At 53.7% G+C, this 23,018-nt stretch carries 19 protein-coding genes and 1 tRNA gene; 15 read left to right on the top strand and 5 right to left on the bottom strand.

Features of this window, described 5'->3' with window-relative positions; genetic code table 11:
* Positions 1-54: 54 nt before the first annotated feature.
* The 5 genes from ACMHLI_RS20355 to yjfF all read left to right on the top strand — a co-directional run bounded on the left by ACMHLI_RS20355 (position 55) and on the right by yjfF (position 5,100).
* A tRNA-Trp gene (locus ACMHLI_RS20355) sits at positions 55-130 on the top strand.
* A gap of 404 nt (positions 131-534) precedes the next feature.
* Positions 535-1,491 carry a galactofuranose ABC transporter, galactofuranose-binding protein YtfQ gene (ytfQ, locus tag ACMHLI_RS20360; protein WP_056772381.1) on the top strand — a complete coding sequence of 319 codons (957 nt, stop codon included), beginning with the start codon at positions 535-537 and terminating at the stop codon, positions 1,489-1,491.
* Between the two features lie 111 nt (positions 1,492-1,602).
* Complete coding sequence (gene ytfR, locus ACMHLI_RS20365; RefSeq protein ID WP_413531149.1) at positions 1,603-3,084, top strand: galactofuranose ABC transporter, ATP-binding protein YtfR; 1,482 nt, start codon at positions 1,603-1,605, stop codon at positions 3,082-3,084.
* 10 nt (positions 3,085-3,094) lie between these two features.
* The gene (gene ytfT / locus ACMHLI_RS20370) at positions 3,095-4,114 is read left to right on the top strand and encodes a galactofuranose ABC transporter, ATP-binding protein YtfT (protein ID WP_413531061.1); all 1,020 of its coding nucleotides are present in this window, start codon (positions 3,095-3,097) and stop codon (positions 4,112-4,114) included.
* On the top strand, positions 4,114-5,100 hold the full coding sequence (yjfF, locus tag ACMHLI_RS20375) for a galactofuranose ABC transporter, permease protein YjfF (protein ID WP_413531062.1): 987 nt from the start codon (positions 4,114-4,116) through the stop codon (positions 5,098-5,100). Before ytfT ends, yjfF begins: the two co-directional genes overlap by 1 nt.
* A gap of 11 nt (positions 5,101-5,111) precedes the next feature.
* Here yjfF and hdfR read toward each other — a convergent pair whose 3' ends face one another.
* Positions 5,112-5,936 carry an HTH-type transcriptional regulator HdfR gene (hdfR, locus tag ACMHLI_RS20380; RefSeq protein WP_413531063.1) on the bottom strand — a complete coding sequence of 275 codons (825 nt, stop codon included), beginning with the start codon at positions 5,934-5,936 and terminating at the stop codon, positions 5,112-5,114.
* 118 nt (positions 5,937-6,054) lie between these two features.
* Here hdfR and ACMHLI_RS20385 point away from each other — a divergent pair, with 118 nt between their 5' ends.
* Positions 6,055-6,393: a DUF413 domain-containing protein gene (locus tag ACMHLI_RS20385; protein WP_112165461.1), complete on the top strand. Its 339-nt coding sequence runs from the start codon at positions 6,055-6,057 to the stop codon at positions 6,391-6,393.
* A gap of 24 nt (positions 6,394-6,417) precedes the next feature.
* Here ACMHLI_RS20385 and ACMHLI_RS20390 read toward each other — a convergent pair whose 3' ends face one another.
* Positions 6,418-7,953, bottom strand: a complete 1,536-nt coding sequence (locus tag ACMHLI_RS20390) for a YifB family Mg chelatase-like AAA ATPase (protein ID WP_413531064.1) — start codon at positions 7,951-7,953, stop codon at positions 6,418-6,420.
* Between the two features lie 364 nt (positions 7,954-8,317).
* Between ACMHLI_RS20390 and ACMHLI_RS20395 the strand changes: the two genes are divergently transcribed.
* From ACMHLI_RS20395 to ilvA, 7 genes are all read left to right on the top strand, one after another.
* Complete coding sequence (locus ACMHLI_RS20395; RefSeq protein ID WP_413531065.1) at positions 8,318-9,556, top strand: MFS transporter; 1,239 nt, start codon at positions 8,318-8,320, stop codon at positions 9,554-9,556.
* A gap of 132 nt (positions 9,557-9,688) precedes the next feature.
* Positions 9,689-9,790: an ilv operon leader peptide gene (gene ilvL / locus ACMHLI_RS20400; protein ID WP_112165468.1), complete on the top strand. Its 102-nt coding sequence runs from the start codon at positions 9,689-9,691 to the stop codon at positions 9,788-9,790.
* Between the two features lie 147 nt (positions 9,791-9,937).
* Positions 9,938-11,584, top strand: coding sequence for an acetolactate synthase 2 catalytic subunit (gene ilvG, locus ACMHLI_RS20405; protein ID WP_413531066.1), 1,647 nt, complete (start codon positions 9,938-9,940; stop codon positions 11,582-11,584).
* Positions 11,581-11,844 carry an acetolactate synthase 2 small subunit gene (ilvM, locus tag ACMHLI_RS20410; RefSeq protein WP_013577547.1) on the top strand — a complete coding sequence of 88 codons (264 nt, stop codon included), beginning with the start codon at positions 11,581-11,583 and terminating at the stop codon, positions 11,842-11,844. The genes ilvG and ilvM overlap by 4 nt, the downstream gene beginning before the upstream one ends.
* Positions 11,845-11,862: 18 nt before the next feature.
* Positions 11,863-12,792 carry a branched-chain amino acid transaminase gene (locus tag ACMHLI_RS20415; protein WP_104924025.1) on the top strand — a complete coding sequence of 310 codons (930 nt, stop codon included), beginning with the start codon at positions 11,863-11,865 and terminating at the stop codon, positions 12,790-12,792.
* 73 nt (positions 12,793-12,865) lie between these two features.
* Positions 12,866-14,716, top strand: coding sequence for a dihydroxy-acid dehydratase (gene ilvD / locus ACMHLI_RS20420; RefSeq protein ID WP_413531067.1), 1,851 nt, complete (start codon positions 12,866-12,868; stop codon positions 14,714-14,716).
* A gap of 5 nt (positions 14,717-14,721) precedes the next feature.
* A complete protein-coding gene (gene ilvA / locus ACMHLI_RS20425; RefSeq protein ID WP_413531068.1) occupies positions 14,722-16,266 on the top strand; it encodes a threonine ammonia-lyase, biosynthetic in 1,545 nt (514 codons plus the stop codon).
* Positions 16,267-16,316: 50 nt separating this feature from the next.
* Here ilvA and ilvY read toward each other — a convergent pair whose 3' ends face one another.
* Complete coding sequence (gene ilvY / locus ACMHLI_RS20430) at positions 16,317-17,198, bottom strand: HTH-type transcriptional activator IlvY (protein ID WP_413531069.1); 882 nt, start codon at positions 17,196-17,198, stop codon at positions 16,317-16,319.
* Positions 17,199-17,384: 186 nt separating this feature from the next.
* Between ilvY and ilvC the strand changes: the two genes are divergently transcribed.
* Positions 17,385-18,860, top strand: coding sequence for a ketol-acid reductoisomerase (gene ilvC, locus ACMHLI_RS20435; RefSeq protein WP_056772344.1), 1,476 nt, complete (start codon positions 17,385-17,387; stop codon positions 18,858-18,860).
* A 110-nt stretch (positions 18,861-18,970) separates the two neighbouring features.
* On the opposite strand, the gene ppiC is transcribed toward ilvC, so the two are convergent.
* Complete coding sequence (ppiC, locus tag ACMHLI_RS20440) at positions 18,971-19,252, bottom strand: peptidylprolyl isomerase PpiC (RefSeq protein ID WP_112165480.1); 282 nt, start codon at positions 19,250-19,252, stop codon at positions 18,971-18,973.
* Between the two features lie 176 nt (positions 19,253-19,428).
* On the opposite strand from ppiC, the gene rep reads away from it, so the two are divergent.
* Complete coding sequence (gene rep / locus ACMHLI_RS20445; protein ID WP_413531070.1) at positions 19,429-21,453, top strand: DNA helicase Rep; 2,025 nt, start codon at positions 19,429-19,431, stop codon at positions 21,451-21,453.
* Positions 21,454-21,520: 67 nt separating this feature from the next.
* On the opposite strand, the gene gppA is transcribed toward rep, so the two are convergent.
* Positions 21,521-23,014 (bottom strand): guanosine-5'-triphosphate,3'-diphosphate diphosphatase, encoded by a 1,494-nt coding sequence (gene gppA, locus ACMHLI_RS20450; RefSeq protein ID WP_413531071.1) that lies wholly within the window; start codon positions 23,012-23,014, stop codon positions 21,521-21,523.
* Positions 23,015-23,018 lie beyond the last annotated feature (4 nt).

Here is a 23,018-nt window from a genome sequence, read left to right on the forward strand (position 1 = left end):
ATTATTAAAAATTATGCCTGCTAACCTTAGCAGGCATAATGTTAAGTGTATTTTAGGGGCGTAGCTCAGTTGGTAGAGCACCGGTCTCCAAAACCGGGTGTCGCGAGTTCGAATCTCTCCGCCCCTGCCATTTAAGAGCCCTTCGCGAAAGCGAGGGGCTTTTTTTTGTTTTGAGATCCTGCAAATTATTTATTTACTTCATTCCTCCTCATCACTGATCCTTCTTCTGTATCTTTTTTGCACTATTCCAGCTCAATTCTTCCCATTTCCCTGGTTATTTCTGGTCATATTTCGGCTAAATACATGCACTAAATGATTGTTATTCCCGTATGTGACCCCGCTCATGCTCCGTTTTTCCCTGTGTACTAAACCTAATCATCGTCCTATGACGACAACCAGAATCGGACACGACTATTTTGCTCTTTTTACGGCGTAATTATCGTAATGAGCGAGGACATATGTCCGGTGAATGTTCTGGCCGTACCCAACGAGTCATAACAAAAAGTAGCTCAGACTACACGCGAGGAAAGAGACATGTACAAACGCTTATTTGTGGCAGCAGCAGTAGCAACAGCACTTTGTGGCGCGGCACAGGCAGCTCCGCTGGTTGTAGGTTTTTCTCAGATCGGATCAGAGTCTGGTTGGCGTTCTGCAGAAACTAAGGTGTCTAAATCAGAGGCCGAGAAACGCGGGATCACGCTGAAAATTGCTGATGCTCAGCAAAAACAAGAGAACCAAATCAAGGCAATCCGTTCATTCATTGCGCAGGGTGTCGATGCGATCTTTATTGCACCTGTTGTCGCAACCGGTTGGGCCCCCGTTCTGACTGAAGCCAAAGAGGCAAAGATCCCTGTATTCCTCTTAGACCGCACGATTGAAGTCAGCGATCCGTCGTTGTATACCGCTGCTGTGGCATCTGACAGCGTCTATGAAGGTAAAGTGGCCGGTGACTGGCTAGTGAAAGATGTGGCCGGCAAACCATGTAACGTGGTCGAACTTCAGGGAACCGTCGGCGCGAGCGTCGCCTTAAATCGTAAAAAAGGTTTTGCTGATGCGCTCAAAGCCGCGCCGAATGTCAAAATCATTCGTTCTCAATCCGGTGACTTTACCCGCAGTAAAGGTAAAGAAGTTATGGAGAGCTTCATCAAGGCTGAGCAAAACGGCAAGAATATTTGTGCCGTTTACGCACATAACGATGATATGGCGATCGGCGCTATTCAGGCTATCAAAGAAGCCGGTCTGAAACCGGGTTCGCAGATCAAAATCGTTTCAATTGATGGGGTTCCTGACATCTACAAAGCCATGCTGAATGGGGAAGCGAATGCCTCAGTCGAACTGACGCCAAACATGGCGGGTCCGGCGTTTGATGCGCTGATCGCAATGAAAAAAGACGGTACTCAACCGAAGAAATTTATTCAGACGCAGTCTGCGCTGATCCTGCCGGACATGGCTCAGAAAGAATATGACATGAAAAAAGACATGGGTTATTAAGCCGATTTTACCGGTCTGTCTCACGGGCAGGCCGGTAAAAATTATTCCCATTCCGCCGGTAGCGGATGCAGCAGGAGTAGTGATGTGACGGATAATCCAGGTTCAGCAGTGCTGCTTGATGTGCGGGGCCTCTCAGTAGAGTTCCCCGGCGTTAAGGCGCTGGAAAATGTTGATTTTACTCTCGAACGTGGTGAGATCGTGGCTCTTTTAGGAGAGAACGGTGCCGGTAAATCCACAATGATTAAAGCCCTGACTGGCGTATATAAACGTTCTGCCGGGCAGGTATTTTTGAATGGTAATCCCATCGAGCCGGTCAATACGGCCCATGCGCAGTCGTTGGGAATTGGTACTGTTTACCAGGAAGTGAATCTGCTGCCGAATATTTCCGTGGCGGCTAATCTCTTTATCGGTCGCGAACCTACCCGGTTTGGTCTGGTAAATCAGCGTAAAATGGAACAACAGGCTGAGGCGCTCCTGGAAGGTTACGGCTTAAATCTGGATGTCAGCCAGCCGCTTTCAACCTATTCCATTGCCATCCAGCAGATCGTGGCGATTGCGCGAGCTGTCGACCTATCTGCGCAGGTATTAATCCTCGACGAACCTACCGCCAGTCTCGATGCTAAAGAAGTCAGCATGCTGCTGGATATTCTCGTGCAGCTGCGTGACAAGGGTGTTGGGATGATTTTCGTGACTCATTTCCTCGATCAGGTTTACCGCATCAGCGACCGTATTACAGTGCTTCGCAACGGCAAACGTGTGGGCTCAGAGCGCACGGTTGATTTGCCACGTATCGATCTGGTGCCGATGATGTTGGGACACAGCTTTGATGAAAGTCTGCTTAAACGTACTGAACATCGGAATGTCACCGGTGAACCGCTGGTGGATTTTAAGGATTATGGCCGCCGTGGCGTGGTCGAGAATTTCGACCTGAAAGTCCGTCGTGGTGAAATTGTCGGGCTGGCCGGATTGTTGGGTTCGGGACGGACAGAAACCGCTCAGTTGATTTTCGGCATCAAAGGTCATGACAGCGGCAAAGCTCGGGTTGATGGCAAGGAAGAGACCATCAGCACGCCGCGTAAAGCGGCCAAACTCGGATTTGGTTATTGCCCTGAGGACCGCAAAACCGATGGCATTATCGGCGCAGCCACGGTTCGTGAAAATATCATTCTGGCCCTACAGGCTCAACGCGGTTGGTTACGTCCGCTGCCGATGAAAGAACAGCATCAGATCTCAGAGAAATTCATCAAACTTCTCGGAATTCGAACACCCGGCACCGAGCAGGAAATTCAATATCTCTCCGGCGGTAATCAGCAAAAAGTCCTGCTTTCACGCTGGCTTGCCACTCATCCTCGCTTTCTTATCCTTGATGAACCGACCCGCGGGATTGACGTCGGTGCGCATGCTGAAATCATCCGCCTGATTGAAAAATTGTGTGATGAGGGGCTGGCATTGCTGGTGATTTCATCCGAGCTGGAAGAGCTGTCGGGCTATGCCGACCGTATCGTGGTATTACGCGATCGTCGCCATGTTGCCGAAATTGAGCAGGCTGAAATCTCCGTGCCAGCCATTATGAAAGCCATTGCGGCCCAATGAGGAGATATCGATGAGTAACAGGAGTCTGCCGATGACAGGATCACCGCGCAAAGTTCGATGGGTATTTCCGAAAGGTGCTACGCAAATCGGGGCATTCATTGCCATTTTACTGATCGACAGCCTGGTTGCTCCGGGCTTTTTCTCAATCCACATTCAGGATGGCCGTCTGTTTGGCAGTCTGGTGGATATCTTTAACCGCGGTGCGCCGGTGGCTTTGCTGGCTCTGGGTATGACGCTGGTGATTGCGACCGGGGGAATTGATCTTTCGGTCGGCGCGGTGATGGCGATTGCCGGGGCAACGGCGGCCACCATGACGGTTCAGGGTTATCCGCTGGCGATGGTGCTGCTCGCTTCCGTCGGGGTAGGCGCAGTTTGCGGCCTTTGGAATGGCTTTCTGGTCGCGGTTCTGCAAATTCAGCCGATCGTTGCGACGCTGATGCTGATGGTTGCGGGACGCGGTATCGCACAGCTTATAACCGAAGGACAAATCGTCACGTTCGAACACAATGGTTTATCGCAGTTTGGCAGCGGTTCTCTGTTCTATCTGCCGATGCCGGTGATCATTGTGGTTGTGATGCTGGTTCTGGTGTGGGCGCTGACGCGTAAAACGGCGCTTGGGCTGTTTATTGAATCCGTCGGGATCAATATCCGATCCGCATATAACGCCGGAGTGAATGCGCGTCTGGTGCTGATCTCTACCTACGTAATTTGCGGGATTTGTGCTGCGGTTGCGGGTGTCATCGTCACGGCAGATATTCGCGGTGCCGATGCCAATAACGCCGGTTTATGGCTGGAACTGGATGCGATTCTGGCGGTGGTGATAGGTGGTGGTTCGTTGCTCGGAGGGAGATTTAATCTACTCCTTTCGGTTATCGGTGCGCTCATCATTCAGGGCATGAACACCGGCATTCTGCTCTCCGGTTTTAAACCTGAGTTTAATCTTGTACTCAAAGCGCTGGTGGTACTGGCCGTGCTGGTGGTCCAGTCACCCCGGGTATCGCTCAGTAATGTGTTCCGGAGGAAGGGATAATGCTCAAAAGAAATCTGCCCCTGCTGATTACTATCGCGGTGTTTCTGGCCGGATATGGCTATTGCTTCACCCAGTTCCCCGGATTCGCCTCCACGCGCGTCTTCTTTGATTTACTGACAGATAACGCCTTTCTCGGCATCGTAGCCGTTGGTATGACCTTCGTGATCCTCTCAGGTGGCATCGATTTGTCTGTAGGATCAGTGATCGCTTTTACCGGCGTTTTACTGGCGAAACTCATTGGCGATTACGGCGTTGCGCCCGGCTATGCCTTCGTGATTGTCCTGCTGATGGGGGCGATGTTTGGCGCACTCATGGGTTGGATCATCGATACGCTGAAGCTTCCTGCGTTTATTATTACCCTGGCAGGAATGTTTTTCGTTCGCGGGATGAGTTTTATCGTTTCCGAAGAATCGCTGCCCATTAATCATCCGGTATATGATTTTCTGGCCAGTTACGCATGGAAAATGCCGGGCGGAGGACGTTTCACGTTGCTGGCGTTAATCATGCTGCTGGTCGTCTTCGTGGGGATTATTTTGGCGCACCGGACACGCTTTGGGAACAATGTCTACGCGGTCGGTGGGAGCAACGTGTCGGCGGCGCTGATGGGCGTTCCCGTAAGACGGACCACGATTTACATCTACATGCTGTCGAGCACGCTGGCAGTCCTTTCTGGCATCGTGTTTTCACTCTATACCTCCGCCGGATACGCGCTGGCAGCCAGTGGTGTAGAACTGGATGCTATCGCTTCTGTCGTCATCGGAGGGACCTTGTTGAGCGGCGGCGTAGGAACCGTACTTGGAAGCCTTTTCGGTGTGCTGATTCAGGGCCTGATCCAAACCTACATCACGTTCGACGGTACACTCAGCTCGTGGTGGACCAAAATCGTGATGGGTATCCTGCTGTTTGTCTTCATCGGTTTGCAGAAGGGCATGGGCTCATTCTGGACTGCCAGAAGAGCGCGCCATCCGCGCCCTGAGCCGACCTGATAGCGGGGGGCTCAGAGATGGGTGATCAGCGGTGTTTTAAGTAACTGACGGATAAGAACCTGCTGATCGCTATTTTGCAGCCATACGGCGTACAGCGGGCGGATAACCGGTGGAATCTCTTCATGGGCGGCCAGCTGGGGATATTCTTTCGCCCAGTGTGACGGCAGGAAAGCACAGCCACCGGTCTGCTCCAGTAATTGTCGCGTCAGATGCGCTGACGTGGTGGTCAGAACGGGTTCCTGATCGCTATTTTGCAACTTTTCCTGTTGAGGAAAATCGGCGCCCCATTCCAGTTTCACGTAAGGCGATTGTTCCCCTCTGACTGTTTTTTTCGATGAAAAAAGTCGTAACGAGAAATTACCCAACAGCTGACTTGAGAGCTCGTCCATTTTTGGTGGCTCGGTGGTGATCAGCAAATCCAGTTGTCTTTCATGTAATTGCTTGACGAGCGACTGGCGCAACGCGATGCGTGCTTCCAGCCGCAAAGTATCACGTTGCACGTAAAGCGACTGCATCCACGGCGTCAGATAGGCTTCCCATAGCGAGGCCGTGGCACCAATCGACAATTCTGTGTGCTGTAACGAGCGTATTACCTCTTTTTTCGCCAATTGCCAGGTAGACATCAGATTCTCGGCGTAAGGCAGCAGACGCTCTCCTGCGGGCGTTAAGCGGATATTATTTCGATGGCGGGTGAACAAATTTGCGCCAAGTTGGGTTTCCAGTTGCCGGATACGAAAGCTGACAGCGGACTGCGTCAGATAAAGCGATTCCGCTGCCCGACCAAAGTGGCGAGTTCTACTGACCTCCAAAAAGGTTTTCAGTAATTCCGTGTCCAAAACCATCTCCAATTATTTTTGTCGTTAAGATTTAAATGTTTTGTTTTACACAATGTCAAGCCTAACTAATACTCCGCGCCATAACAGCACGACCATGAGAGAATTAGGAGCGTGTCAGATGGCGGAAAGCTTCACCACGACAAGTCGTTTTTTTGATAATAAACATTACCCTCGCGGGTTCTCCCGGCATGGCGATTTCACCATTAAAGAAGCGCAAATGCTAGAACGTTACGGCTTTGCCTTTAACGAACTGGATTTGGGAAAACGCGAGCCAGCAACCGATGAAGAAAAGCTGTTCCTTGAGGTTTGCCGCGGTACGCGCGAACCGGTAACGGAAGCAGAAAAAGTGTGGAATAAGTACATCATCCGCACCCGTCGTCCGAAGAAATTCCACACGTTGTCCGGCGGTAAACCGCAGGCAGACGCAGTAGAAGACTACACGGAAAGCGACGACTAATGAAACGGGGCTATGCCCCGTTTTTTATGCCAGACTCTTATGCAGAGTTAACAATAGCCTATCCATAGTGCGATAGCTCAGCGCCTCCGCAATATGTTTGCGTTCAATGGCTTCACTCCCCCCAAGATCGGCCAGTGTTCTTGCGACTTTCAGAATACGATGCCAGGCTCTCACTGATAATCCCAGTTTATGCAGTACTTCTTCCAGAAACTCCGCATCCGCCTTCGTTAACACACAATACGTTTCCACCTCACTGCTGTTCATATGCGCATTGATTTTCCCCGCACGGTTTAACTGAATTTCTCTGGCAATTAGCACCCTTTCCCGAACTTCTGCACTGCTTTCCCTGACGGTAGGTGCATGGTTTTGCTGGCTGAGGATCCCCGGGGGTAAAAGTGGCACTTCAATCGATAAATCGAACCTGTCCAGAAAAGGCCCTGAGAGCCTGCCCAGATAGCGCAGAACCTGCTGGGGCGGTGTGCGGTTGTGGATGCCCTGATAATGCCCCGTCGGGCTGGGATTCATGGCCGCGATCAGCTGTGCTCTTGCCGGATAGCGCACTTTCGCTCTGGCGCGGGAAATGGTGATTTCCCCGGACTCCATCGGCTGGCGTAACGCATCTAACACCTGCCGCTGAAATTCCGGCAGCTCATCGAGAAACAGGACGCCGTTGTGCGCCAGCGAAATTTCTCCAGGCCTCGGTAGCGAGCCGCCGCCGACCAGTGCGCTCATCGAGGTGCTGTGATGCGGTGCGCGAAAAGGCCGCACGCGGGAGAATTCTCCGTCCTCCTCAGGGTTATACACCAGGCTGGCGATGGCCGCTGTTTCCAGCTTCTCCTCATTGCTCAGCGGTGGCAATAATCCCGGTAACCGGCTGGCGAGCATGGTTTTTCCCGTTCCCGGCGGACCAATCAGCAGCAGGTTATGCCCGCCCGCAGCGGCGACTTCCAGCGCTCTCTTGGACTGCTCCTGACCAATGATCTCCGCCATGTCGGGCTGATGCACAGGTGCGGGCGGCTCTGCGGGATAGTTGATGGGCGGCAGGCTGTCCTCGCCTTGCAGGAAAGCGCAAACCTGTAGCAAGTGCCCGGCGATCTGCGCAACCCCCGGATCGAGCAGCGTCATTTCCATCTGGTTGTTTTGCGGCAGGATCAGTATCCGCCCCTCTTTCTGCGCCTCAAGTGCTGCCGGGATCGCGCCATTAACGCTGCGTAACGCACCAGAAAGCCCGAGCTCACCCAAAAACTCATAGGCCTCCAGCTTATCGCCCTGCAACTGCTCAGAAGCCACCAGAATCGCCAGCGCGATCGACAAATCATATCGCCCGCCTTCTTTAGGTAAATCTGCCGGGGCGAGATTGACGGTGATGCGCTTTGCAGGAAAGGTGAATCCGCAGTTGATGATAGCGCTACGCACGCGATCCCTGGCTTCTTTAACGGTGGTTTCGGGCAGTCCGACCAGCGTCAGTGCTGGTAAACCGTTGCTGATATGCACTTCGACAGAGACGCCGGGTGCCTGAACACCGAGCGATGCGCGCGTATACACCACGGCTAATGACATGCTTTTTCCTTTGCTGTGAAAATTCCTGTCAGCAGCATGCCGCAATGCAATCCTGCAGTGGAAATAAGATCACAGCCTTGCGCAGCATCGCGTAAAAAATTTTTAAAATTTACGCTGTGAAATCAAAAGGCTGTGCGATGCCTCGTAAAGTCAGCAACATTCTTTAACAGCCTGAGGTTTCTGGAAACAAATTAGCTGGCTAATTAAGTTGCCGGTTTGCGAGGCAGAGGTGTTTAATTTGAGTGTATTTAACAATAAATAAACAAATACCCATTATTAATTAACATCTCTCTGCCTCACCGAGGATTCTCCGGATCGGCTCGTGAGCGCATTGCCTACATCTTTCCGGAATAGGGATACACCCATGTTTGGTTGGACTTCTCGGCAGCGAAACGTTGCCATCGCCAGTTTCTTAAGCTGGACTCTCGATGCCTTCGATTTTTTCATTTTAGTCTTTCTGCTCAGCGATATAGCGACGGCGTTTCAGGTCGATATCAAAGAGGTGACGCTGGCGATTTTGCTGACACTGGCCGTTCGGCCAATAGGGGCATTATTGTTCGGGCGGGCAGCGGAAAAATATGGGCGTAAGCCGGTGCTGATGGTAAACATTGCCTGCTTTTCAATTTTCGAACTTTGCACAGCAGCGGCGCCTTCATTGACGGTTTTCCTGATCCTGCGCGTGATATACGGCGTGGCGATGGGCGGAGTCTGGGGCGTGGCGTCATCACTGGCGATGGAAACCATTCCTGACCGTTCACGCGGGATGATGTCCGGAATTTTTCAGGCCGGTTATCCGTTTGGTTACCTGCTGGCGGCGGTGGTTTACGGTTTGTTCTCTGAACTGGTCGGCTGGCGCGGAATGTTTGTGATCGGCGCTGTCCCCGTTTTCCTGCTGCCATTCATCTGGTTCAAAGTGCAGGAATCGCCGGTCTGGCTCGCTGCCCGCGAACGCAAGGAAAGCACGGCATTGCTGCCGGTGTTGAAATCGCACTGGAAGCTCTGCGTCTATCTGGTGGTGCTGATGGCGGCATTTAATTTCTTCAGCCACGGAACGCAGGATCTTTACCCATCATTCCTCAAAGTTCAGCACGGTTTTGATGCCCATACGGTCAGCCTGATTGCGATCGGTTACACCATCGCCTCCATCATTGGCGGTATCTTCTTTGGCACCATGTCGGAGAAAATCGGGCGCAAAAAAGCCATTATTATCGCGGCGTTACTCTCTTTACCGGTGATCCCATTGTGGGCCTTTTCCAGCGGAACCTGGACTATCGGTCTGGGCGCATTCCTGATGCAGTTTATGGTGCAAGGCGCGTGGGGCGTGGTGCCGTCTTACTTAACCGAGCTGGTGCCCGCGAATACCCGCGCCGTGCTGCCCGGATTTGTTTATCAGCTGGGGAATCTGCTGGCATCGGTCAACGCGACCTTGCAGGCGAGCATCGCCGAAAGCCACGGACATAATTATGGTCTGGCGATGGCGATTGTTGCCGGGACGGTGGCAATCGTGATTTCCATACTGGTTGCGTTTGGGCGGGATACGCGCGGAAAAGCCATAACAGGTGCAATAAATAATCAGACGGTGGATCAACCCGCTAAGGTTTGATTTTCCAGATTTTTTTTGGCGGATTGTGCAACGGTGCGCAAATAATAACGCAAGAAAAATGTTGTCATTAAATGCATTACTGTGATAACTCTGTAGGCAATCGTTCGCAATATGAATTATAGAAACCTAAAAATGAAAGCCCTTCTCCTCGTTGTTAGCCTAGTCGTGATTCGCGTGGTGGTGATTATTATCCCACCGTGCGGGGCTGCACTTGGACGAAGAAAGGCTTATTAAACAAGCCTGAACCTGAAAAGAAACCCCGCACCGAAAGGTCCGGGGTTTTTTTTTGGTTCGGCGATTTCAGTGAACAATGAATCGAGGTCGGAAAATGAGCAACAGCATAATGTTCTGCACTTGTCGCAAAAAGGCAGGAGAATAAGGATGAACGGAGCACAGTGGGTAGTACAAGCGTTGCGTGCGCAGGGGGTAGATATGGTGTTTGGTTATCCCGGCGGGGCAATCATGCCGGTATACGATGCTCTGTATGACGGCGGCGTTGAACACCTGTTGTGCCGGCACGAGCAAGGTGCCGCAATGGCCGCCATAGGCTATGCCCGTTCAACCGGCAAAGTCGGCGTGTGTATCGCCACTTCCGGTCCCGGCGCCACTAACCTGATCACCGGTCTGGCTGACGCGCTGCTCGATTCTGTCCCGCTGGTCGCCATCACCGGCCAGGTGGGCTCTGCCTTCATCGGCACAGACGCCTTTCAGGAAATCGACGTTTTAGGATTATCTCTGGCCTGCACCAAACACAGTTTTTTGGTCGAATCACTGGATGCACTGCCGGAAATCATGGCCGAAGCCTTCGCCATCGCCAGCTCCGGCCGTCCAGGCCCGGTGCTGATCGACATTCCGAAAGATATCCAGCTGGCGACCGGTGAACTGCCGCCACACCTGCTGGCCGTCGAAGAATCCTTCCCGCATCCGGCGGCTGAACTGAAACAAGCCCGCGCAATGATCGCCGCTGCGCAAAAACCGATGCTGTATATCGGCGGTGGCGTTGGCATGGCGCAGGCCGTTCCGGCGTTACGCGAATTTATCTCGACCACCGGTATTCCGGCGGTGGCGACGCTGAAAGGTCTGGGGGCACCGGATGCCACTGACCCATGTTATCTGGGCATGCTGGGTATGCACGGCACCAAAGCGGCCAATCTGGCGGTACAGTCTTCTGATTTGCTGATCGCCGTCGGTGCGCGTTTCGATGACCGGGTGACCGGCAAGCTGAACACCTTCGCACCGCACGCCGCCGTTATCCATATGGATATCGATCCGGCTGAGCTGAATAAATTGCGTCAGGCACACGTCGCGTTACAGGGCGATTTGAATGCGCTGTTACCGGCGCTGCAACAACCACTGAGCATCAACGCATGGCGTGATGAAGTCATGACCCTGAAAGCGCAGGGCGAATGGCGTTACGATCATCCTGGCGAGGCCATTTACGCGCCGCTGCTGCTGAAACAAATCTCCGATCGCAAAGATGCCAATACCGTGGTGACCACCGACGTCGGCCAGCATCAGATGTGGACTGCGCAACACATGCAGTTCTCTCGTCCTGAAAACTTCATCACCTCCAGCGGTCTGGGCACGATGGGCTTTGGCGTACCTGCTGCTGTCGGTGCGCAGGTTGCACGCCCAGACGATATGGTTATCTGCGTTTCGGGCGATGGCTCCTTTATGATGAATGTGCAGGAGCTGGGCACCATTAAGCGAAAACAGTTGCCCGTAAAAATCCTGCTGCTGGATAACCAGCGGTTAGGGATGGTTCGACAGTGGCAGGAACTGTTCTTCGACGGACGCTTCAGTGAAACCAACCTCTCAGATAACCCCGATTTTGTGACGCTGGCCAGCGCATTCAATATCCCCGGCCAACGTATCAGCCGTAAAGACCAAGTCGATGCCGCACTGGATGCCTTTTTCAACAGCAAAGGCCCGTATTTGCTTCATGTCTCCATCGACGAAAATGAAAATGTCTGGCCTCTGGTGCCACCGGGCGCAGGCAACGAAACCATGTTGGAGAAAATGTCATGATGCAGCATAACGTCTCAATCCAGGCCCGTTTCCGCCCTGAAATGTTGGAGCGCGTATTACGCGTTGTTCGCCACCGTGGTTTTCAGGTCTGTGCGATGAACATGACCCCGATGGTCAATGCGGAAAATATAAATATCGAATTGACCGTTGCCAGCCAGCGGCCGGTAGATTTACTGTCTTCACAGTTACGCAAACTTATGGATGTCGCCTGTGTCGAAATCCAGCAACACACATCACAACAAATACGCGCGAACGCGTGAGTAATAGGGACGAATAGAATGACGAAGAAAGCTGATTACATTTGGTTCAATGGCGAGATGGTTCCGTGGGCGGAAGCAAAGGTTCACGTGATGTCCCATGCGTTGCATTACGGCACTTCCGTTTTCGAAGGCGTGCGTTGCTACGACTCCCATAAAGGCCCGGTCGTCTTCCGCCATCGTGAACATATGCAGCGTCTGCGCGATTCCGCAAAAATCTACCGTATGCCGGTTTCACAGAGCGTTGATGAGCTGATGGAAGCCTGCCGCGAAACGCTGCGTAAAAACAATCTGGTCAGCGCGTATATTCGTCCGCTGGTGTTTGTGGGTGATGTGGGTATGGGCGTGAACCCGCCGGATGGTTACAAAACTGACGTCATCATCGCCGCCTTCCCGTGGGGCGCCTATCTGGGTGAAGAAGCCCTGGAGCAGGGTATCGACGCAATGGTTTCCTCATGGAACCGCGTCGCAGCCAACACCATTCCTACTGCCGCTAAAGCCGGTGGTAACTACCTGTCCTCATTGCTGGTCGGCAGCGAAGCACGCCGCCACGGTTATCAGGAAGGGATCGCGCTGGATATTCACGGCTACGTCTCAGAAGGCGCGGGCGAAAACCTCTTCGAAGTGAAAGAAGGCATCCTGTTCACACCGCCGTTTACCTCTTCCGCACTGCCGGGTATTACCCGCGATGCAATCATTAAACTGGCGAAAGACATGGGTCTGGAAGTTCGCGAGCAGGTGCTGTCCCGTGAATCTCTGTATCTGGCTGACGAAGTGTTCATGTCGGGTACTGCGGCGGAAATCACCCCGGTGCGCAGCGTTGACGGCATTCAGGTCGGTATCGGCAAACGTGGTCCGGTCACCAAACAAATTCAGGATGCGTTCTTCGGCCTGTTCACCGGCAAAACTGAAGACAAATGGGGATGGTTGGACCCAATCAACCCGCAATAATCTAAAGAACAAGAATGATGCAGGTGGCGATTTTGCTGCCTGCTAAACAGAAATGATTTGGAGTGAACTGAGCATGCCTAAGTACCGTTCCCATACCACCACTCATGGCCGCAACATGGCTGGCGCCCGCGCTTTATGGCGTGCCACCGGCATGACCGATGACGATTTCGGCAAGCCAATTATTGCTGTCGTTAACTCCTTTACCCAGTTCGTACCGGGCCACGTGCACTTGCGCGATCTGGGTAAACTGGTTGCTGAGCAAATCGAAGCGTCCGGCGGCGTGGCAAAAGAATTCAACACTATCGCGGTGGATGATGGTATCGCGATGGGTCACGGCGGCATGCTGTATTCATTGCCTTCACGTGAACTGATCGCCGATTCCGTCGAATACATGGTGAACGCGCACTGCGCCGATGCCATGGTCTGTATTTCCAACTGCGACAAAATCACCCCGGGAATGCTGATGGCGTCATTGCGCCTGAATATTCCGGTGATCTTTGTTTCCGGCGGTCCGATGGAAGCCGGTAAAACCAAACTGTCTGACAAAATCATTAAGCTCGATCTGGTCGATGCCATGATTCAGGGTGCAAACCCGAACGTCAGCGACGCCGACAGCGAGCAGATCGAACGTTCTGCCTGCCCGACCTGCGGCTCCTGTTCCGGTATGTTTACCGCCAACTCCATGAACTGCCTGACCGAAGCGCTGGGGCTGTCACAGCCGGGTAACGGTTCATTGCTGGCCACGCACGCTGACCGTCGCGAATTGTTCCTGAATGCCGGTCGCCGCATCGTTGAGCTGACTAAACGCTATTACGAAAAAGATGACGAAACCGCATTGCCACGCAACATCGCCAGCAAAGCGGCTTTCGAAAATGCCATGACGCTGGATATCGCGATGGGCGGCTCGACCAATACTGTTCTGCATCTGCTGGCTGCCGCGCAGGAAGGTGGAATCGAATTCGATATGATCGATATCGATCGTCTGTCACGCGTCGTACCGCACCTGTGTAAAGTGGCCCCAAGCACGCCGAAATATCATATGGAGGACGTTCACCGCGCCGGTGGCGTACTGGCGATTCTGGGCGAACTGGATCGCGCGAACCTGCTGAACCGCGACGTCAAAAACATCCTTGGCCTGACTCTGACGGAAACGCTGAATCAGTACGATATCATGCTGACCAAAGATGAAGCCGTGAAAAAAATGTTCCGCGCCGGTCCCGCCGGTATCCGCACCACGCAGGCGTTCTCACAAGATTGCCGCTGGGACACGCTGGATGATGACCGCGCCGAGGGCTGTATCCGCTCGCTGGAAAATGCGTTCAGCCTGGAGGGCGGTCTGGCCGTACTGTACGGCAATATTGCCGAAGCCGGCAGTATCGTGAAAACCGCAGGCGTGGATAAATCCAACCTGACCTTCCGGGGTCCGGCCAAAGTTTACGAAAGCCAGGACGACGCCGTGAGCGCGATCCTCGGTGGTAAAGTCGTTTCGGGCGACGTCGTAGTTATCCGCTACGAAGGGCCAAAAGGCGGGCCGGGTATGCAGGAAATGCTGTATCCGACTACCTATCTGAAATCCATGGGCCTTGGTAAAGAGTGTGCGCTGATCACCGATGGTCGTTTCTCTGGCGGCACATCTGGTCTGTCGATTGGTCACGTTTCTCCTGAAGCGGGCAGCGGCGGCATGATTGCGCTGGTTGAGGATGGCGACTTCATCGACATCGACATTCCAAATCGCAGCATGGTGCTGGACGTTCCGGCAGCCGAACTGGCAGCGCGTCATGCAGCAGAAGAGGCTCGTGGCGATCAGGCGTGGACGCCGAAGAACCGTGTGCGTGAAGTCTCCTATGCGCTGCGTGCTTACGCCATGCTGGCGACCAGTGCGGATAAAGGCGCCGTTCGCGACAAGTCTAAGCTGGGAGGCTAAAGGCCATGGCGGTATCTCAACCTTTGCCCGACCAGCCGTGCGGCGCTGAATATCTGCGCGCCGTGCTGCGTGCGCCGGTGTATGAAGTCGCACAGGTGACCCCTTTGCAGGTCATGGAAAAGATCTCTTCCCGGCTGGGTAATACCATTCTGGTGAAGAGGGAGGACCGCCAGGCTGTTCACAGTTTTAAACTGCGCGGCGCGTATTCCATGATAGCCAGTCTGACCGAAGAACAGGCTTCCCGCGGCGTGATTACGGCCTCAGCCGGTAACCACGCGCAGGGTGTTGCGCTTTCAGCCACCAAAAAAGGCATCAAGTCCTTGATAGTGATGCCGGTGGCGACTGCGGATATCAAAGTCGATGCGGTGCGCAGTTTCGGTGGCGAAGTATTGCTGTTTGGTGCGAATTTCGATGAAGCCAAAGGCAAAGCCATCGAGCTTTCGCAGCAGCAGGGCATGACGTTTGTTCCGCCGTTTGACCATCCTGCGGTGATCGCAGGTCAGGGCACGCTGGCGATGGAACTGCTGCAACAGGATGCGCATCTCGATCGCGTATTCGTGCCGGTCGGCGGCGGCGGTCTGGCGGCGGGCGTTGCCGTATTGATCAAACAGCTGATGCCGCAGATCCAGGTAATTGGCGTCGAAGCCGAAGATTCTGCCTGCCTGCGTGCAGCGCTGGATGCCGGTGAACCTGTTGATCTGGCGCGCGTCGGGCTGTTTGCCGAAGGCGTGGCGGTGAAGCGTATCGGCACCGAAACCTTTCGTCTGTGCCGTGAATATCTTGATGATGTGATAACCGTCGACAGCGATGCCATCTGCGCCGCAGTGAAAGATTTGTTCGAAGACGTGCGTGCTATCGCCGAGCCTTCCGGTGCGCTGGCGCTGGCCGGACTGAAGAAATACGTGCAGCAGCACAACATTCAGGGCGAACGTCTGGCGCACGTGCTTTCGGGCGCGAACGTCAACTTCCACGGTTTACGTTACGTATCGGAACGCTGCGAGCTGGGCGAACAACGTGAAGCGCTGCTGGCGGTGACCATTCCTGAGCGCAAAGGCAGCTTCCTGAAATTCTGTCAGCTGCTGGGTGGCCGTTCGGTGACCGAGTTCAACTACCGTTATGCCGATGCAGATAACGCCTGCATCTTCGTGGGCGTGCGTCTGACGCGTGGCCATGCAGAGCGGCTGGAGATCATCGACGAGCTGAATCGCGATGGCTATCAGGTGGTGGATCTTTCTGATGATGAAATGGCGAAACTTCACGTGCGTTACATGGTGGGCGGACGTCCAACCAAGCCTTTGCGCGAGCGGCTTTACAGCTTTGAGTTCCCGGAATCACCGGGTGCTTTGCTGAAATTCCTGCACACGCTGGGCACGCACTGGAATATTTCCCTGTTCCATTACCGCAGCCACGGCACCGATTTCGGCCGCGTGCTGGCCGCGTTTGAGCTCAATGAGCAGGAACCGGAGTTCGAACAGAACCTGAAGGCGCTGGGCTATGACTGCCATAACGAAAGTGATAATCCTGCGTTCCGCTTCTTCTTAGCGGGTTAAAAATAAAACGGGACCCTGAAAAGCGTCCCGTTTTTTATTACCGGAAACAGTCAGAGCAGTTGCCAGAATGCGTCGATAAGCGGTTCGTTCAGGCGTTTTTTCTGCACGCAGACGCCCAGCTCCAGCGGTGCGCCGACGGTGACGTTATCCAGCACCGTAATGCGGTTACGGATGGATTCCGGGCTGTTATCGACGACGACCGAGGGGATTAGCGCAATGCCGCAGCCGAGCGCCACCATCGAGACAATCGCTTCGTGGCCAGAGACGGTGGCGTAAATCAGCGGATTGCTCAGACGGTTTCGTTTGAACCAGATGTCGATGCGTTTTCGCGCCGGTCCGTGTTCCGGAAGAATGAACGGGATTTGCGACCAGTCAGGGTGCGGTTCGCTGGCCTGAGTCCGCACCGCGCAGGGCAGGGACGGCGAAATCAGGATCATCGGGATTTCGCCAATTTTGGTGAAATCAACACTACCCGGCAAGGTTTCAGGATGCCCGGCGATGCCTAAATCCGCTTCGGTGGATTGCACTTTTTCGACCGCATCGGCGGCATCACCGGTAGTAAGTTTGATTTCGACCAGCGGATGCTGCGCCCGGAAACGGTCAAGGATCGGCGGAAGATGGCTGTATGCGGCGGTGACCGAGCAGAACAAACGCAGTTCGCCGCTCAGCGTCGGGCCATGCTGATCCAGCCCGCTGCGCAGTTGCTGGTAATGCAGTAGCGTCTGCTGGGCAAAGTTTTTCAGTTGTTCGCCCGCACTGGTCAGTTGCACGGTGCGGTTATCACGCTGAAACAGCGGCTGGCCGAGTTCTTCCTCCAGCCGTTGGATCTGGCGCGACAGCGTTGACGGGCTGACATGCATCGCTTTCGACGAACGGCCAAAATGGCGGCTTTCCGCCAGATGCAAAAACAGTTTCAGATCACGTAAGTCCATAAAGATTACCCGGCTCTTTAGTTTCACAGATGACAAAATAAGAGTATTGCAGATTTTGCAACGTCATCTTCGTAATATATCAATTTAAGCAATGTGTCGCATGACATATAGTGAATTCACGGCGTTCACTGGTTCACCGGTGAAACAAAAAATAACAGCACTTACCTCGAAAGAACGGAGCAAGACATGGCTAACTATTTCAACACACTGAACCTGCGTCAGCAGCTGGCACAACTGGGCAAATGCCGCTTCATGGGTCGCGATGAATTCGCTGACGAAGCCAGCTATCTCAAAGGTAAAAAAGTGGTGATTGTGGGCTGTGGCGCACAAGGTTTGAACCAGGGTCTGAACATGCGTGACTCTGGTCTGGATGTGTCATATACCCTGCGTGCAGAAGCGATTGCTGAGAAGCGTGCTTCATGGCGTAAAGCGACAGAAAACGGTTTCAAAGTTGGCACCTACGAAGAACTGATCCCGCAGGCGGATCTGGTGGTTAACCTGACTCCGGACAAACAGCACAGCGCAGTGGTTAAAGCGGTTCAGCCCCTGATGAAAGACGGCGCGACACTGGGCTACTCTCATGGCTTCAACATCGTTGAAGTGGGCGAGCAGATCCGTAAAGACATCACCGTGGTAATGGTTGCTCCGAAATGTCCGGGTACTGAAGTCCGTGAAGAGTACAAACGTGGTTTCGGCGTTCCAACGCTTATCGCCGTTCACCCGGAAAATGATCCAAAAGGCGAAGGCATGGCGATTGCTAAAGCCTGGGCTGCGGCTACCGGCGGCCATCGTGCCGGCGTTCTGCAATCTTCTTTCGTTGCTGAAGTAAAATCTGACCTGATGGGTGAGCAGACTATTCTGTGCGGTATGTTGCAGGCCGGTTCTCTGCTGTGCTTCGACAAACTGGTCGCTGACGGCGTTGATGAAGCCTACGCAGAAAAACTGCTGCAGTTCGGCTGGGAAACCATCACCGAAGCGCTGAAACAAGGCGGCATCACGCTGATGATGGACAGACTGTCTAACCCGGCGAAACTGCGTGCTTATGCGCTGTCCGAGCAACTGAAAGAGATCATGGCGCCGCTGTTCCAGAAACACATGGACGACATCATCTCGGGTGAATTCTCCAGCGGCATGATGGCTGACTGGGCGAATGACGACAAAAACCTGCTGACATGGCGTGAAGAAACGGGCGCTACCGCGTTCGAAAACGCGCCACAGTTCGACGGTAAAATTTCCGAGCAGGAATACTTCGACCACGGCGTTGTGATGATTGCGATGGTGAAAGCGGGCGTGGAGCTGGCCTTCGAAACCATGGTGGCGTCCGGCATCATCGAAGAATCTGCTTACTACGAATCACTGCATGAACTGCCGCTGATCGCCAACACCGTTGCGCGTAAGCGTTTGTACGAAATGAACGTGGTTATCTCTGATACCGCAGAATACGGTAACTACCTGTTTGCTAACGCAGCAGTACCGTTGCTGAAAGAGTTCATGACCACCCTGCAGGCGGGTGATTTGGGTAAATCTGTTGCCGAGACTCAGGTTGATAACGCGCAGCTGCGTGATGTTAACGAAGCTATCCGCAACCACCCAATCGAGTCAATCGGCCGCACCCTGCGTGGCTATATGACTGATATGAAACGCATTGCTGTAGCAAGTTAAGATTTCCCTGCAACGCGAAGTATTTTGGGTTGCGAGAGAGATAAAAAAGGGCACTGCATGAAAATGCGGTGCCCTTTCTTTTTTACTGCTCACTGCGCCGAAACGGAAACTCAGTTGCGGTACAGGATCTTGATAATGTGGTAACCAAACTGGGTATGCAGCGGGCCTTGTGGCTCGATAAGCGGCGCGGAGAATACCACTTTATCGAAAGCAGGTACCATGGCGCCTTGCTTGAATTCGCCCAGATGACCGCCTTTTTTACCTGACGGGCAGGTAGAGTGTTTTTTTGCCAGCTTTTCGAAATCGCCGCCGTTTTTCAACTGAGCCAGAATTTCATTCGCCTGTTCTTCTTCCTTTACAAGGATATGCATTGCTGCTGCGGTTTTTGCCATGATTGAGACCTTTTCTTGAGATGTGTTCCAGAGGCGTAATGTAACATTTGCAACTGCGCATGTGGACTCCGGCCTGCATTCCAGAGATAACAAATTGGGCGGTAAAGCCTGTCAATCTCAGGCGACGTTTCTGCTACAATCGCCGTCCTTGTCTATCCGGTGAGCAAAAATACGCCATGCGATTAAACCCCAGCCAACAACACGCCGTCGAATTCGTCACCGGACCCTGCCTGGTTCTGGCGGGTGCTGGCTCCGGTAAAACCAGGGTAATTACCAATAAAATCGCGCACCTGATCCGAGAATGTGGCTATCAGGCCCGTCATATTGCGGCCGTCACCTTTACCAACAAAGCCGCGCGTGAAATGAAAGAGCGTATCGGGCAAACCCTCGGGCGCAAAGAAGCGCGCGGTTTGCTGATTGCCACGTTCCATACGCTTGGTCTTGAAATCATTAAGCGCGAATTCGCTGCGCTGGGCATGAAATCTAACTTCTCTCTGTTCGACGATCAGGACCAGCTGGCGCTGCTCAAAGAGCTGAGCGAAAAGTGGCTGGAGAACGATAAAACGTTACTTCAGCAACTGGTTTCGACGATCTCAAACTGGAAAAACGATCTGGTCGATCCGTCTCATGCCGCTGGTCTTGCGCGATCCGAACGCGATCAGATCTTCGCGCACTGTTACAGCCTTTATCATGACCACATGCGCGCCTGTAATATTCTCGATTTCGATGACCTGATCCTGCTGCCGACGTTATTGTTGCAGAAAAACGAAGAAGTGCGCGAACGCTGGCAGAACAAATTACGCTATCTGCTGGTGGATGAATATCAGGACACCAATACCAGCCAGTACATGATGGTGAAACTGCTGGTCGGCAACCGTGCGCGGTTTACCGTGGTCGGCGATGACGATCAGTCCATCTACTCCTGGCGTGGCGCGCGCCCCCAAAATCTGGTGCTGCTGAAAGAAGATTTTCCCCAATTACAGGTCGTTAAGCTTGAGCAAAACTACCGCTCGACGCAGCGCATACTGAAAGCCGCCAACATTCTGATCGCCAATAACCCGCACGTTTTCGAGAAACGTCTGTTCTCTGAACTGGCCTACGGCGAATCGCTGAAAGTGGTGACGGCCAACAATGAAGATCATGAAGCTGAGCGCGTGGTCGGCGAGCTGATCGCCCATCATTTCATTAACAAAACGCAGTATGGGGATTACGCTATCTTGTACCGCGGGAATCACCAGTCGCGCCTGTTCGAAAAAATGCTGATGCAAAACCGCATCCCTTACCGTATTTCCGGCGGCACGTCGTTCTTTTCTCGTCCTGAGATTAAAGACCTGCTGGCGTATCTGCGCGTTCTGACCAACCCTGACGACGACAGCGCATTCCTGCGCATCGTCAACACGCCACGCCGCGAAATCGGTGCGGCGACCTTGCAGAAGCTCGGCGAGTGGGCGAATCATCGCAACAAAGGCCTGTTTAAAGCCAGCTTCGACATGGGGCTAAGCCAGTCGCTGACCGGACGCGGGCTTGAATCTTTACAACGCTTCACCCACTGGATGGGCTCGATTTCCGATTTGGCCGAACGCGAGCCGGTAGCCGCCGTGCGGGATTTGATTCACGGCGTCGATTACGAAAGCTGGCTGTTCGAAACGTCACCGAGCCCGAAAGCAGCAGAAATGCGCATGAAAAACGTCAATCAGCTGTTCAGCTGGATGACCGAAATGCTCGAAGGCACCGATCTGGATGAGCCGATGACGCTCACTCAGGTGGTGACGCGCTTTACGCTGCGCGACATGATGGAGCGGGGGGAAAATGATGAAGAACTGGATCAGGTTCAGCTGATGACGCTGCACGCCTCGAAGGGGCTGGAATTCCCGTATGTCTATCTGGTTGGCATGGAAGAAGGTTTGTTGCCGCACCAGAGCAGCATTGATGAAGACAATGTAGATGAAGAGAGGCGTCTGGCGTACGTCGGTATTACCCGCGCGCAGAAAGAGCTGACCTTTACGCTGTGTCGCGAACGTCGCCAGTACGGCGAGCTTATCCGCCCTGAGCCGAGTCGTTTCCTGATGGAGTTACCGCAAGACGATCTGGCGTGGGAAAGCGAGCGTAAGGTGGTGAGTGCACAGGAGCGAATGGTGAAAGGGCAGAGCCATCTGGAGAAAATCCGCGAACAGCTGGCGAAAGCCAAAGGCGGAAATTGAAAGATTAAGATGTAAAAAAGGCAGGGGATCAACCCTGCCTCAATAATTTACTGATTAATCAGGAAAATCAGCGTTGCTCTTCAACAAACAGAGGCCAGTGGACATAACTTTGCCAGTGGCTTTCCTGCTCTAACTCTTCGGCGCGCAGCGGATGCTGTTCCAGCCAGCCCTGTGGCACAATCACACTCAGTTCATCATCATTCGCACGTAAACGCACGGCAGGCAATGTGTCGTCACGGCGACGGCTGGCGAAGATGATCGCCAGTCGCAGAATGCGGCAAAGGCGCTGCGCCAGACGCGGCGGCAGAGCATTCTGCTCATTGAGCAAAGGTAAATCGAGCGTGCCGTTTTGATTCTGCAACAGCGTCGCCAGCAGTTTTTTCTGTGCCGGCGTGAAACCCGGTAAGTCCAGGTGACGGATCAGGTAGGCCGCGTGTTGCGGGGCTTTTTTGAAATCGACACTCAAACCAATTTCGTGGATCAGACAGGCGCTATTAAGCAAATCACGGGCGCGGGCATCCAGCTTCCATTCCTGTGACACCTGTATCGAGAAGTTCTCGGCCAGCTGTGCCACCCGTTGCGCCTGTTCGTTATCCAGCAGGTAGCGACGTTGCAGATTTCGCAACGTGCGTTGACGGATATCCTGTTCGATCGGCAGATGCAGCATTCCGTACACCAGACCTTCGCGCAATGCGCCGCCGGCCAGTGTCATGGTTTCGATATTCAGGGTTTTGAAGATGGCGATGAGAATCGACAGTCCGCTTGGGAAAACCAGCGCACGTTCCAGCGTCAGACCTTCAATTTCCAGCTCTTCCAGTTTGCCGCACTGAATCGCGCGCTGTTTGAGCTGCTGAAGTTTCGGCAACGTGATGCGCTCGTCCATGCCTTGCGCCACCATGATTTCCTGCAAAGCCTGCACCGTGCCGGAGGCGCCGACGCAAATCTGCCAGCCGTTAGCGATAAGATCCGGCGCAACGGGAAGGATCATATCGATCGCGGCCTGTTCGGCCTGATCGAAGTTTTCCTTCGCCAGATTGCGATCGCTAAAATAGCGCTCAAGCCACGTGACGCAGCCCATCGGCAAACTGAACAGCGTGGTCGCCTGCGCGCCAACACCGGTCACTAACTCGGTGCTGCCGCCGCCAATATCGACCACCAGACGTTTATCCGGGCCACCCGTGGTATGGGCGACACCGTGATAAATCAGACGGGCTTCTTCTTCCCCGGCGATAACCTGAATCGGGCAGCCGAGAATCTCCTGCGCTTTGCCGAGAAATTCCTCGGCGTTGCTGGCAAGCCGTAAGGTGGCGGTCGCCACCACGCGGATTTGCTCGCGCGGGATATCCTGCAATCGTTCAGAGAACAATTTCAGGCATTGCCAGCCGCGTTGCATCGCTTCCTGAGAAAGCAGGTTTTGCTTATCCAAACCTGCGGCCAGACGCACTTTGCGCTTTATTCTGGCGAGGGTCTGGATACTGCCTGCCACCTCACGAACAACCAGCATATGAAAGCTGTTAGAGCCCAGATCGATTGCTGCGTAGAGTGAGGTGGAGCTTAGCATAGGT

The sequence above is a fragment of the Rahnella inusitata genome (assembly GCF_965118895.1).
In the GTDB taxonomy this organism is placed as follows: domain Bacteria; phylum Pseudomonadota; class Gammaproteobacteria; order Enterobacterales; family Enterobacteriaceae; genus Rahnella; species Rahnella inusitata_A.